This is a genomic window from Mesorhizobium sp. M7D.F.Ca.US.004.01.2.1 (assembly GCF_003997785.1).
GTDB lineage: Bacteria > Pseudomonadota > Alphaproteobacteria > Rhizobiales > Rhizobiaceae > Mesorhizobium > Mesorhizobium loti.
Map to the genome: position 1 here is coordinate 1 of NZ_RZRQ01000164.1, position 13,183 is coordinate 13,183.

General features: G+C 62.7%; 13 protein-coding genes. 9 read left to right on the forward strand and 4 right to left on the reverse strand.

All coding sequences use genetic code 11. The annotated features are described in order from the left end of the window. From EN993_RS21060 to EN993_RS21085, 6 genes are all read left to right on the forward strand, one after another. The coding region (locus EN993_RS21060; protein WP_127264712.1) for an aldehyde dehydrogenase family protein at window positions 1-322 on the forward strand (322 nt) is incomplete at its 5' end. A 17-nt stretch (window positions 323-339) separates the two neighbouring features. Next, window positions 340-1,512 carry an iron-containing alcohol dehydrogenase gene (locus tag EN993_RS21065; protein ID WP_127264713.1) on the forward strand — a complete coding sequence of 391 codons (1,173 nt, stop codon included), beginning with the start codon at window positions 340-342 and terminating at the stop codon, window positions 1,510-1,512. Window positions 1,513-1,754: 242 nt separating this feature from the next. Further along, window positions 1,755-2,861: an ABC transporter substrate-binding protein gene (locus EN993_RS21070; protein ID WP_126070381.1), complete on the forward strand. Its 1,107-nt coding sequence runs from the start codon at window positions 1,755-1,757 to the stop codon at window positions 2,859-2,861. 78 nt (window positions 2,862-2,939) lie between these two features. After that, entirely contained in the window at window positions 2,940-3,839 is a 900-nt protein-coding gene (locus EN993_RS21075; RefSeq protein ID WP_181956539.1) for an ABC transporter permease subunit, read from the forward strand. After that, window positions 3,836-4,627: an ABC transporter permease gene (locus EN993_RS21080; protein ID WP_127264714.1), complete on the forward strand. Its 792-nt coding sequence runs from the start codon at window positions 3,836-3,838 to the stop codon at window positions 4,625-4,627. The genes EN993_RS21075 and EN993_RS21080 overlap by 4 nt, the downstream gene beginning before the upstream one ends. 30 nt (window positions 4,628-4,657) lie before the next feature. After that, window positions 4,658-5,722 (forward strand): ABC transporter ATP-binding protein, encoded by a 1,065-nt coding sequence (locus tag EN993_RS21085; RefSeq protein ID WP_127264715.1) that lies wholly within the window; start codon window positions 4,658-4,660, stop codon window positions 5,720-5,722. A 17-nt stretch (window positions 5,723-5,739) separates the two neighbouring features. Here the strand turns inward: EN993_RS21085 and EN993_RS21090 are convergent, their stop codons facing one another. Next, window positions 5,740-6,366 (reverse strand): glutathione S-transferase family protein, encoded by a 627-nt coding sequence (locus tag EN993_RS21090; RefSeq protein ID WP_126070378.1) that lies wholly within the window; start codon window positions 6,364-6,366, stop codon window positions 5,740-5,742. 125 nt (window positions 6,367-6,491) lie between these two features. Between EN993_RS21090 and EN993_RS21095 the strand changes: the two genes are divergently transcribed. The 3 genes from EN993_RS21095 to EN993_RS21105 all read left to right on the forward strand — a co-directional run bounded on the left by EN993_RS21095 (window position 6,492) and on the right by EN993_RS21105 (window position 9,887). After that, window positions 6,492-8,045 carry a sodium:proton antiporter gene (locus EN993_RS21095; RefSeq protein WP_127264716.1) on the forward strand — a complete coding sequence of 518 codons (1,554 nt, stop codon included), beginning with the start codon at window positions 6,492-6,494 and terminating at the stop codon, window positions 8,043-8,045. A gap of 86 nt (window positions 8,046-8,131) precedes the next feature. Beyond that, on the forward strand, window positions 8,132-9,034 hold the full coding sequence (locus EN993_RS21100; protein ID WP_127264717.1) for an endonuclease/exonuclease/phosphatase family protein: 903 nt from the start codon (window positions 8,132-8,134) through the stop codon (window positions 9,032-9,034). Window positions 9,035-9,041: 7 nt separating this feature from the next. Then, window positions 9,042-9,887, forward strand: coding sequence for an EamA family transporter (locus EN993_RS21105; RefSeq protein WP_109659222.1), 846 nt, complete (start codon window positions 9,042-9,044; stop codon window positions 9,885-9,887). Between the two features lie 6 nt (window positions 9,888-9,893). Here EN993_RS21105 and EN993_RS21110 read toward each other — a convergent pair whose 3' ends face one another. The 3 genes from EN993_RS21110 to EN993_RS21120 all read right to left on the reverse strand — a co-directional run bounded on the left by EN993_RS21110 (window position 9,894) and on the right by EN993_RS21120 (window position 13,167). Then, complete coding sequence (locus EN993_RS21110; protein ID WP_109659224.1) at window positions 9,894-11,111, reverse strand: MFS transporter; 1,218 nt, start codon at window positions 11,109-11,111, stop codon at window positions 9,894-9,896. Window positions 11,112-11,203: 92 nt separating this feature from the next. Then, complete coding sequence (locus EN993_RS21115) at window positions 11,204-11,521, reverse strand: Dabb family protein (RefSeq protein WP_109659226.1); 318 nt, start codon at window positions 11,519-11,521, stop codon at window positions 11,204-11,206. Between the two features lie 17 nt (window positions 11,522-11,538). Further along, window positions 11,539-13,167 carry a choline dehydrogenase gene (locus tag EN993_RS21120; RefSeq protein WP_127264718.1) on the reverse strand — a complete coding sequence of 543 codons (1,629 nt, stop codon included), beginning with the start codon at window positions 13,165-13,167 and terminating at the stop codon, window positions 11,539-11,541. Window positions 13,168-13,183 lie beyond the last annotated feature (16 nt).

Sequence of the window (13,183 nt, forward strand, 5' to 3'; positions counted from 1 at the left end):
TCAGATGAGCGTCATGCGCGAGGAAAGCTTTGGCCCGATCGTCGGCATCATGAAAGTGCGCAACGACGAAGAGGCAATCGCGCTGATGAACGACAGCCCCTACGGGCTGACGGCCTCGATCTGGACGCGCGACACCGAGCATGCGGTGGCGATCGGCGACCGCATCGAAACCGGCACGGTGTTCATGAACCGCTGCGACTACCTCGACCCTGCCTTGGTCTGGACCGGTGTCAAGGACACCGGCAAGGGTGCGGGCTTGTCGGCCATCGGCTACGACAATCTGACCAGGCCGAAATCATTCCATCTGCGCGAAGCCATCTGATTTATTGAAAGACAAAAATGTCCAAGCTGATCTCCAAATGGAACTACCCCACCACCGTCCGCTTCGGCGCCGGCCGCATCAAGGAATTGCCGGAAGTGCTGGCGGCCACCGGTATCAAGCGGCCGCTGTTCGTCACCGATCCGGGCCTGGCGAAACTGCCGGTCGTCGCGTCGACACTGAAGATCCTCGACGATGCCAAGGTCCCTTACGGCGTCTTCTCCGAGGTCAGGCCGAACCCGGTCGAGTCCAATCTCACCGCCGGCATCGCCGTGTTCAAGAAGGGCAAGCATGACGGCGTCATCGCCTTCGGCGGCGGCTCGGCGCTCGATCTCGGCAAGCTGATCGCCTTCCAGGCCGGGCAGACGCGGCCGGTGTGGGACTTCGAGGATGTCGATGACTGGTGGACGCGCGCCAATTCAGATGCCATCGCGCCGATCATCGCCGTGCCGACCACCGCCGGCACCGGATCGGAAGTCGGCCGCGCCGGCGTCATCACCAACGAGGCGACGCACACCAAGAAGGTCATCTTTCATCCCAAATTGTTGCCGGCCATCGTCATTGCCGATCCGGAACTGTCGGTCGGCATGCCCGGCTTCATCACCGCCGGCACCGGCATGGATGCGCTCGCCCACTGTCTCGAAGCCTATTGCGCGCCGGGCTATCATCCGATGGCCGACGGCATCGCTGTCGAAGGTGTGAGGCTGGTCTTCGAAAACCTGCCGAAGGCCTATGCCAACGGCAAGGATCTCGTCGCGCGCGCCCATATGATGAGTGCCGCCGCGATGGGCGCCGCCGCCTTCCAGAAGGGGCTCGGCGCCATCCATTCGCTGTCGCATCCGGTCGGTGCGCTCTACGACACCCATCACGGCATGACCAATGCGGTGTTCATGCCCTACGTGCTTGCCTTCAACCGTGACTCCATCGAGGAGCGTATTGCCCGGCTCGCCGCTTATTGCGGCATCAAGGGCGGCTTCGACGGGTTCGCCAAGGCAATTATCAAGCTGCGCAAGGAATTGAAGGTGCCGCACGCGCTGCCGGGCCTGATCAAGGGGCTCGACATGGACAAGAAGCGCAAGGCGCTGATCGCCGACATGGCGGTGGTCGATCCGACCGCTGGCGGCAACCCCGTCAAGCTGACCAAGAAGGCGGCGCTGACCTTGCTCGAAAACGCCATCGCCGGCACGATCTGAGGCGTTTTCCGCGCAGGGAATTGATCTGAAAAGGGGCTACAGGAACAAGGGGAGGGGTGACGGGCAAGGCACAAACTAGTTAGCCGGAAAAAGAATCGCGAAGCGATTGCTACAACCGGTTAAAAAGAGTTTACTTTTTCACACTGCGAGCAGTCGGTTTCACAAAGCTTTCATCTGTCTGTCACATGAAAACGATACCGCATCGCAGGCGTCCAACGGCGTCAGTTCAACGGAGAGAACACATGTTCAAATTCACGGGGAAAGTGCTTTCCCTTTCGGCCGCGACACTGATGGTGTCGTCGGTGATTTCGTCCGCGGCGTCGCTGGACGATCTCGTCAAGGCCGCCAAGGCGGAAGGCCAGCTCACGACCATCGCATTGCCGCATGACTGGTGCGGCTACGGCGACGTTATCGCCGGCTTCAAGGCGAAATATCCGGAAATCACCGTCAACGAACTCAACCCCGATGCCGGCTCCGGCGACGAGGTCGAGGCGATCAAGGCCAACAAGGACAACAAGGGCCCGCAGGCGCCTGACGTCATCGACGTCGGACTGTCCTTCGGCCCGACCGCCAAGAAGGATGGCCTGATCCAGCCCTACAAGGTGTCGACCTGGGACACGATCCCCGACAGCGCCAAGGACGCGGAAGGCTACTGGACCGGTGACTATTACGGCGTGTTGTCCTTCCAGGTTAACAAGGACATCGTCAAGGAAGCTCCGGCCGACTGGGCCGATCTTCTGAAGCCGGAATTCGCCAACACGGTCGCACTCGCCGGTGACCCGCGCGCTTCGAACCAGGCCATCCAGGGTGTTTATGCCGCCGGCCTGTCGACGGGCGCCGCCGCTGGTGAGGCTGCCGGCACCGCTGGCCTCGACTTCTTCAAGAAGCTCAATGCCGCCGGCAATTTCGTGCCGGTCATCGGCAAGGCAGCCACGCTCGCCCAGGGCCAGACCCCGATCCTGATCACCTGGGACTACAATGCGCTTGCTGGCCGCGACACGCTGAAGGGCAACCCGCCCGTTGACGTCGTCGTGCCGAAGACCGGTGTTGTCGCCGGTGTCTACGTGCAGGCGATCAGCGCTTACGCGCCGCATCCGAATGCAGCCAAGCTCTGGCTCGAATACCTCTACTCGGACGAAGGCCAGATCGGCTGGCTGAAAGGCTATTGCCACCCGATCCGCTTCAACGATCTCGCCAAGAACGGCAAGATCCCGGCCGACGTGCTGGCCAAGCTGCCGCCGGCCGAAGCCTATGCGTCCGCCGTGTTCCCGACACTCGACGAGCAGGGTAAGTCCAAGGAAGCCATCACCAAGAACTGGGATGCCGTCGTCGGCGCCAACGTCAAGTAACTCACACCATACCGGGCGGCCTCGAGGCCGCCCGGTCCTTCTCTCGAAGACGGTAGCCGGCGCATGACCGATCTCTCAATGTCCGACCACGCTGTTACCGGGAAGACCGCGCCTCCCGCCGAGGCACGCAGCATGCGGCTGCCGACGCAATGGCTTGGTGTCGCGCCTTTCTTCATCTTCGCCATCATGTTCCTGATCCTGCCCACGCTCTATCTGATGCTGGGCGCATTCCAGAATGATGCGGGTGAATTCACCTTCGAAAATATCGCCGCACTGGCGCAGCCGTCGATCGTTGCCGCCTACTGGATTTCGATCAAGGTCAGCCTCGCGTCATCGCTGATCGGCGCCTTCGCGGGCCTCGCCATCGCCATCGCCATTGTGCGCGGTGGCCTGCCGGAGTGGATACGCTCGGCGACGCTGACCTTCTCCGGCGTTGCTTCCAATTTTGCCGGTGTCCCGCTTGCCTTCGCCTTCATCGCCACGCTCGGCAGGCTGGGCCTTGCCACGGTGATCCTGAACACCTTGTTTGGCCTCAACATCTACGCACACGGCTTCAACATCCTGTCGTTCTGGGGGCTGACGCTGACCTATGTCTACTTCCAGATTCCGTTGATGGTGGTGATCATCGTGCCGGCAATCGATGGTCTGAAGAAGGAATGGGGCGAGGCCGCCGCAACGCTTGGTGCAACCATGGCGCAATACTGGCGCATGGTGGTCATCCCGGTGATCTGGCCGAGCTTCCTCGGCACCGTCATCCTCTTGTTCGCCAATGCCTTCGGCGCCATTGCCACTGCCTATGCGTTGACCGGTTCGTCGCTCAACATCGTGCCGATCCTGCTCTATGCGCAGATCCGCGGTGACGTGCTGCACAATGCCCATCTCGGCTATGCCATAGCCTTCGGCATGATCTTCATCACCGGCCTGGCCAATGTCTTCTACATCTGGTTCCGGACCCGTTCCGAGAGGTGGCTGAAATGAAGTCGGGAAGGTTCTGGGCTTGGGTCGTGTTCGCGCTTGGCGCGGCCTATTTCTTCATTCCGCTGATTGCGACCGTGGAGTTTTCCATGCGCATGCGGCGTGGCGAGTACTCCTTCGACGCCTACAAGGTCGTGCTCGGCGATGCACGTTTCCAGGCGACGTTCGGCTATTCGGTGCTTGCCGCCGTCTTCACCATCATTCTCGGTGTGCTGATCGTGGTGCCGGCTGCCTACTGGATCCGGCTCCGGCTGCCACAGTTGAGGCCGATCGTCGAGTTTATTACGCTGCTGCCGCTGGTCATCCCTGCCATCGTCATCGTCTTCGGCTACATCAGAATGTACGGGTCGAATTCGCCGCTGCCGTTCCTGGCGACCGATACAGGCACCAATGCCTTGCTGGTCATCGGCTATGCGACACTGGCGCTGCCCTATATGTATCGCGCCGTCGACACCGGGCTACGCACAATCGACGTGCGTACCTTGACGGAAGCAGCACAGATCCTTGGCGCTGGTTGGGGGACGATCATCACCCGTGTCATCCTGCCCAACGTGCTGATCGCGGTGCTCTCGGGTGCCTTCCTCACCTTCGCTATCGTCATCGGAGAATTCACCATGGCCAGCCTGCTCAACCGGCCGGCCTTCGGCCCGTATCTGCAGAATATCGGCGCCAACCGTGCCTATGAGCCGGCGGCGCTTGCCATCATCGCCTTCGCCATCACCTGGGGCTGCATGTCGCTGATCCAGATCCTGTCCCGCTTCGCGCCGAGATCGGCGAACCGCCTCAATTGATCGAAAAGTACTGATCGAAAGAACAACACCATGGCCGATCCGTTCCTCTCCATCCAGCACGTTCGAAAATCCTTCGGCGCCACCACGGTGGTCGAGGATTTCAATCTCGACGTCGAGCGCGGCGAATTCGTCTCGTTCCTCGGCCCGTCCGGCTGCGGCAAGACCACCGTGCTGCGCATGGTGGCGGGCTTTGAGGAGCCGAGCGCAGGAACCGTCGTCGTCGGCGGCAAGGACATTACGAGGCTGAAGCCCAACCAGCGCAATGTCGGCATGGTGTTCCAGGCCTATGCGCTGTTTCCAAATCTGACCGTGGCGCAGAATATAGGCTTCGGCTTGAAGGTCGCCGGCATGCCCAGGGCCGATATCGACGCCCGTGTCGCGGAGATGCTCGGCATCATCAAGCTGCCGCAGATGGCGGATCGGTATCCCTACCAGCTTTCTGGTGGTCAACAGCAGCGCATCGCGCTGGCGCGCGCCATCGCGCCGAAGCCGAAGCTGCTGCTGCTCGACGAACCGCTGTCGGCGCTCGACGCCAAGGTGCGCGTGTCGCTGCGCGAGGAAATCCGCTCGATCCAGAAGAAGCTCGGCATCACCACCATCTTTGTCACGCACGACCAGGAGGAGGCGCTGTCGATCTCCGACCGCATCGCCGTCATGTATGGCGGCAAGGCCGAGCAGGTCGGCACGCCGTTCGAGATATACAACCGCCCGGCAACCAAGTTCGTCGCCAATTTCGTCGGCACGCTGAACGTGCTCGAAGGCACTGTCACCGACGCTGCGGCAGGCACGGTGCGGGTCAATTCCGAACAGGTTTCGCTCAAGGGCAAGCTCAATGGCTCCAAGTCGGGCGACACGCTGTCGCTGGCGTTGCGTCCGGAAGCGATTTCGCTCGGCCGCCAGCCCGGTCGCGACTCCAGCCTGTCGGGAGAAATCTCCGAAGTGCATTTCCTCGGCTCGGTGATCCGGGTTCGTGTCGGTATCGGTGGCAACACGGTCTCGCTCGACACCTTCAACAGCCCGGCAACGCCGCCGCCTGCGGTCGGTGAGAAGGCCGAGATCTCGTTCTCGTCGAGCGATATGCTGGTGCTGCACTAGGCTGCGCCAGCGCTTGCCTAGGCGGGCGCGATGAACGGTTGTGAGACCGTTTGAAAGACAGGCAGTGCTTCCATTCGCTCGGCATGTGCGCCGAGCGCTGGGAAGTCAGCCGGCGAAACCAGCCCTGGATGCGCCTCGCCGATGAAGCGAAACACCGCGGCAACTGCGATATCGGCGTGACCGATGCGGTCGCCGAACCAGTAGAGCGTCGACCTTTCCTTGAGATCGGCTTCCAGCACGGCAAGGACAGTCTCTATCTGTGTGCGGCAGCGCCCAGCCCAGAGGTCGGAGACCTTCTCGTGCAATCGCATCTCGTAGAACAGGCTGACCGCCTTGTCGCCGAGCCCGGTGGCCAGGGCCGAGACCTTCAACGCCTGATGGCGGGCCGGTTCGGTCGTCGGAAACATCCGTCGGTCGGCTGGGACGAGGCTGTCGAGATAGTCGAGCATCAAATGGCTTTCGATCAGCACTTCGCCATTGTCGAGCACCAGCGTCGGCACCCGCGTCAATGGATTGTAAGACCGGATCTTGTCGGCATCGCCGAAGGCCGACCAGGGATGATGCTCGTAGGATATCCCGTAGAGCGTCAGCGCGATGCCGACGCGGCGAACGAAGGGGGAGTCATATTGGCCGATGAGGATCATATCGGTCTTGTACGGCAGGAGGCGGTTAGAGGCCTACAGCCAGAGGGCTTGAGTTTGATGGCCAATCGACCGCATCCTGCTGGTATATCTGCGCCGGCAGTCCCGTCTCACTGAAGTAACAGCCCATGGCTCTTTTCGAACTCACCCTTGTCCTGCTTTTGACTGCCGTTGCATTGACGGCGTTATCGCGACTGTTGGAGATTCCCTATCCGTCCCTACTGGCTTTGGCCGGGGTCGGGATTGCCTTCGTGCCGGGTGCGCCAATGATCGAGATCGATCCGGAACTGGCGCTTGCCCTGTTCATCGCTCCGGTGCTTCTCGACGCCGCCTATGACACCTCATTGCGCGACCTGAAGCGCTACCGGCTATCGCTGGCTCTGCTGGCGCTTGGCGCCGTTGTCTTCACCACTGTGGTGGTTGCGTTCGTCGGCTGGAAGATGGCCGGCCTGCCGATCGCGGCGGCGATCGCGCTCGGCGCCATCGTAGCACCTCCGGATGCGGTGGCGGCATCCGCGGTGCTCGGGCAATTCAAGGTGCCGCACCGCATCACCGCCATCTTGCAAGGCGAGAGCCTGCTCAACGATGCCACAGCACTGCTGATCTACCGGCTGGCGGTTTCGGCAGCGCTCGGCTCGATCATGCTGAGCAACGCCATTCCGACGATCTTGCTATCAACGATAGGCAGCCTCGTCGCGGGTTATCTGCTTGGCCGCTTCTCGCTCATGACGCTCACCCGGATCGAGGATGCGGCGAGCAGCACGGTGGTGCAATTCGCCGGAACTTTCGGGGTCTGGATCCTCGCTGACAGGCTCGGTCTTTCGGCCATCATCACCATCGTCGTCTACGCCATGACCATCGCGCGCAGGGCGCCGCGCCGCATGTCGGCAAGACGCCGCGTCAGCACCTATTCTGTCTGGGAGTCGGCGGTGTTCGTGCTCAATGTTCTGGCTTTCGTGCTGATGGGCCTGCAGGCGCGGTCGATCGTCGGCCGGCTCTCCGGCGAAGGACAAGGCGAAGCATTTCTCTTCGCCGCAACGGTGCTGGCCGTCGTCATCGTGGCGCGCCTCGTCTGGGTGGCGAGTTATGTTGCGATCATACGATGGTTTGCCCGCTTCGGCAGCGAAGAAACAAGACGAGATATGCCGACGTTTGGCGGCGCGGTGCTCGTTGGTTGGTGCGGCATGCGGGGGCTGGTGACGCTGGTGGTGGCGATTGCCCTGCCGGCCAATTTTCCCGGCCGTGATCCGATTGTGCTTGCCGCCTTCGCAGTGGTTCTGGGCACCCTGGTGCTGCAAGGCATGAGCCTGAAGCCTTTGCTGCGGATACTCAACTTCGACCCGGACAGAACCGTCGACAACGAAGTGGCGCAGGCGCGCGTTGCCATCATGCAGGCCGCACTCGACGTGTTGAGCCGCAAGACGTCGGCCGCAGCAGCCGTTGTGCGCGAGCAATATGAGGCTCAGCGCCTGGTCGCGGAAAATCCGGAGGACGCACAGGCGGCAACCGAATATGACCGGCTGCGCCTTTATGCCATCAACCGCCAGCGCGACACGCTGGAGGAATTGCGCCGCAACGGTACGATCGGTGACGAGGCCTACCACCGGCTGGAGGAAGAAATCGACTGGTCGGAACTGGCGGCATCCCCGGCTGGAAGTTTCCAGCCATTGACGACCACCTGACCGCTGGCCCAGCCCCGTCGCTCGCTCGGTACATTGCAACGCTATCGCCGAACGGCTACTGCATCACAAATTGAGCCGGATAAGCAATGAAGCTGGTCAGCTACAACATCCAGTACGGGTTCGGCGGCGACGGGCGCTACGATCTTACGCGCGCCGCGCGCATCGTTGCCGGCGCCGATATCATTGCCTTGCAGGAGGTCGAGCGGCACTGGCAGCGCAGCAATTTCGACGACCAGCCGGAGCTGCTTTCCAGCCTCCTGCCGGACTATTACTGGGTCTATGGCCCGGCCTTCGACATGGATGCCAGCGAGCAGCGCGATGGTCGTCTGGTCAACCGGCGCCGCCAGTTCGGCACCATGGTGCTGTCGAAGCTGCCGATCGTCTGGTCGCGGCTGCATGCGCTGCCGATGCGCCGCACGCTGCGGCCGCTCAACACCCGCAATGCGGCGCTCGAATGCATGATCCGCACGCCGGCCGGCCCGGTGCGGGTGTTATCGCTGCATCTCGCCCATATCGCGGTCGAGGAGCGGCTGGAGCAGATCGACTATCTCATGGCCGAGCATCGCCGGGCACCGTCCGATGGCGGGCCGTGGAGCGGCGTCGACGATGAGCCCACGCGCAATTGGACCAGTGGTGAAGCGGAGCCGGAAAACCCGCTGGCGGCGATCTGGATGGGCGATTTCAACATGGAGCCGGGCAGCGCCGAATATAGCCGTATCGTCGGCAGCACACCCTACCATCGCGGGGCTGCTTATCTCGACGGCTTTGTCGACGCCGCCGCTGTCGCCAGCGAGCCGGCTCAGGACTTCCACACCCATGTGAAGACCATCGACGGCAAAGTGGCAAAGCGCCGGCTCGATCATTGCTTCGTCGGCGGCATGTTCGCCGGGCGCGTGCGCTCGGTCAGCGCCGACATCGGCGAGGTTGCATCGGATCATTTCCCGCTGCGGGTCGACATCGACCTGGAAACGCCCGGCATCGCCCCATGAGCCGCGCATGACACTTTTCGTCTTCTTCGCAGTGCTTGCCGCCGCCGCCATGCACGCGATCTGGAACGCGCTGGTCAAGGTCCATCTCGACCGCTTCCTGTCGATCACGCTGATGACGCTCGGCATGGGCGCCGCAGCACTCGTCGTGCTGCCCTTCGTCGAAGTGCCGAAGGCGGAAGTGTGGCCCTACATCATCGCCTCCGTCGTTTTCCACATGGGCTACCGGACCTTCCTGATCGGCGCCTACAAGGCCGGCGATTTCGCCCAGACCTATCCGCTGGCGCGCGGCACCGCACCACTGCTGGCGGCCTTTGGCGGCATGTTCGTCGTTGCCGAGATTCCCGGCCCGTTCGCCATTCTCGGCATCTTTTTGTTGTCGGCCGGTACGCTGGTGATGTCGTTTCGCGGCGGCGCGCATCTGGAGAAACTCAACCTGCGCGCGGTAGGCTTTGCGCTCGGCACCTCGATCTTCATCGCCAGCTACACGCTGTCCGACGGCAGCGGCGCGCGGCTGGCCGCCACGGCGCAGAGCTATGCCGCCTGGCTGTTCATCTGCGATGCTTTTGGCGCCTTGGTGCTTTGCCTCATCTTCCGTGGGCCGAAGGCGCTGCCGGTGCTGGCGCGCGACTGGAAGACGGGGCTGTTCACCGGCGTGCTCAGTGGTGCGGCCTACTGGATCGTGATGTGGGCGATGACCAAGGCGCCGATCGCCTCGGTGGCATCGCTGCGCGAAACTTCGATCCTGTTTGCCATGATGATCTCGGTGTTCGCGCTCGGCGAGAAGATGACGGGCTGGCGCGGTGCCGCCGCGCTCAGCATCGTCGCCGGTGTCGTCGCACTTAGGCTTGGTTGACTGCTGTCAACTCAGCACGGTCATCACCTGGCCACGTCGTTCCGGACTGAAACGGATGACGACGATGATGCAAACGGCGACCACGCCTGCGAACAGCGCCAGCGCATAGCCATAGCTGCCCCCGGCGCTTTCAGCGATTCCAGCCTGATAGGGGCCGCCATAGGATGCCGCGAGATTACCCGCCTGATAGATGAAGCCCGGCAGGGTCGCCCGCACCGCGCCGGGCGAAAGCTCATTGAGGTGCACCGGGATGACGCCCCAGGCGCCCTGCACCGCGACCTGCATGATGAAGGCGCCGATGGCGAGCATGAAGGGCGTGGTCGAGTAGGCCCACAGCGGGATCGACGGCAAGGCGATCAGGCAGGCCAGCGTGATGGCGTTGACGCGGCCGATCTTCTCCGACAGCGCGCCGAATGCCAGGCCACCGACGATGGCGCCGATGTTGGCGACGATGGTGATCCAACTCACCGTATGCGGATCGAAGCCGTGCTGCTTCTTCAGGAAGGTCGGGTAGAGATCCTGCGTGCCATGGCTGAAGAAATTGAAGAACATCATCAGCACGACGGCATAGAGCGCGACGCCCCAGTGTTTCTGTAGCGTTTCCAGAAGGCCTGGTCTCGCGGTCTTCTGCGCTTCGACGAAGGCCGGCGATTCCGGCACATGCGAGCGGATGAACAGGACAATCAGGGCAGGCACGAAGCTGAGCAGGAACATGGCACGCCAGCCGATCGTGTAGCCGCCGATTGTCTGCTGATAGAGCAGGCCATAGACCACCGCCGCCAGGAGATAACCGGCCGGATAGCCGCACTGCAGGATGCCCGAAACCATGCCGCGGGCACTGGGCGGGATGGATTCCATGGCCAGCGAACTGCCAAGCCCCCATTCGCCACCCATGGCGATGCCGAACAGAGCGCGCAGCGCCAGGAAGATACCGAGATTGGGCGAGAAGGCGGCCAGCGCGCCAATCACCGAGTAGCTGACGATGTTGAGCATGAGGATGGGCTTGCGCCCGTATTTGTCGGCAAGCATGCCGAAGAAGAACGCGCCGATGAAGCGCGTTGCCAGCGTCAGGAACAGCGCCTTGGAGACTGCAGGAACGTCGGTCTGGAATTCAGACGCAATATCGGTGAGCAGGAATGTCAGAAGGAAGAAATCAAATGCGTCCAGCGTCCAGCCCAGGAATGAGGCCAGAACAGTCTTTTTCTGCTGCGAATTGAGGGTCAAGACCTTCCTCCTTTGCCATCCCCGTGAGCAACGATATGTCGCCCGATTGGCAAAAGAGAACAGCGATCAGCTGGCTTTCGAAAAGCCGGCGGTCACTTTTTCGTAAGATCGAGATCGAAGACCATCAGTCCGTCCGTGCCGCCTTCGAGAGCCGCGACCAGCCGCGCGCCGGCGCGCTGATGCGCCTCATGCACCAGATAGGCGTCGCGCGCGGCGGCATCGCGGAAATCGATGGTGAAGCCGTGGGTGAAGCCGCGGGCGAACGGCTCGGGGCTGACATTGGCGCTGAACTGGACCGTGTCCATGCCATCGATCACCTGTCGTAGCGCCTCGAGGTCGGCATGGATCGCCTTGCGCTCGCCGTCGCCAACATCATTGCGGAATCTAGCGAAAACACAGTGCCTGATCATATTTTGCTCCTGAGTGGCTAAGCCGCCCGGTTTCCGGAAAACACCGCCGGCGGCAGTGGCTCGCGGCCGAGGACCAGGTCGGCGCCCTTTTCTCCGACCATGATGGTCGGCGCATTGGTGTTGGAGGAGGGCACGCGCGGCATCACCGAGGCGTCGCAGACGCGCAGGCCCTCGATGCCGCGCAGCCGCAGATCCGGCGTCACGACGGCCATATCGTCATGGCCCATGCGGCAGGTGCCGACGGGATGATGGTCGGTCTTGGAACTGCGGCAGGCATAGTCGAACAGCTCGTCGTCGCTGGCGAGCGACGGGCCGGGCAGGACTTCGCGCAGCACGTAAGGGGCAAGCGCCTTCTGCCGCATGATCTCGCGCGCCAGTCTTAGCCCCTTGATCGACATGGCGCGATCATAGGGATCGGACCAGTAGTTCGGATCGATCAGCGGGTGGTCGGCGGGATCGGCACTCTTCAGCCTCACCGTGCCGCGCGAGCGCGGCCGCAGGAAGGCCGAGTTCAGGGTGACGCCGGGGTTTTTCAGCTTCTCGACGCCGGCCTCGATGCCGGAGCCTAGGCCGAGATGGAACTGGATGTCGGGCGAGGCGGCGGTCGGGTCGGCGTACCAGAAGCCGCCGGTCTCGAACAGGCTGGAGGCCACTGGCCCCTTCTTTAAAAGCAGATATTGCAGACCGGCCCAGGCCGTGCGGTGCAGCTTGGCGTAGTTGTCGTAGGTGTGGTCGCCGGTGCATTCGGCAATGACGAACAGATCGAGATGGTCCTGCATGTTGGAGCCGACGCCGGGCAGATCGTGCACCGGTGTGACGCCGACCGACTTCAGGTGATCGGCCGGGCCGATGCCCGATTGCATCAAGAGTTTTGGTGAGCCGATGGCGCCGGACGAGACGATCACCTCGCGCTCGGCGCGCAGGATCTTCTTCTCGCCGCCCGGCCTGTCCACCACCTCGACGCCGATGGCACGGCCCTTCTCGACGACGATGCGCGTCACCAGCACATCGGTTCGGAGGGTGAGGTTCTTGCGGGAGCGGATCGGCTTGAGGTAGGCCACCGAAGCGGAGGAGCGCCGGGCGTCTTTCTGAGTCAACTGGTAATAGCCGACGCCTTCCTGGCTGGCGCCGTTGAAGTCCGGATTGAAAGGGATGCCCATCTCCTGGCCGGCGCGGAAATAGGCCTCGCAGATAGGTAGTGGCGAAATCGGGTTCGAGACGCCGAGCGGGCCTTGGTCGCCATGAAAGTCGTTGGCGTAGCGCTGGTTGTTCTCGGCGCGTTTGAAGTAGGGCAGCACGTCGCGATAGCCCCAGCCGGCGAGGCCCTCTTCCTTCTCCCAGGCGTCGTAGTCGCGGGCATTGCCGCGCGTGTAGATCTGGGCGTTGATGGAGGAGCCGCCGCCGACCACCTTGGCCTGCGTGTACCAGAAAACGCGGTCCTTCATGTGCTTCTGCGGCACCGTCGACCAGCCCCAGGAGGCGATGCCCTTGGTCATCTTGGCGAAGCCCGCCGGCATGTGGATATACGGATTCCAGTCCTTGCCGCCGGCTTCCAGCAGCAGAACCGAATTGGCCGGATCCTCGCTCAGCCGGTTGGCCAGAACGCAGCCGGCAGGACCGGCGCCCACGATGATGTAGTCGGTCATGACACTGTCCACTTAC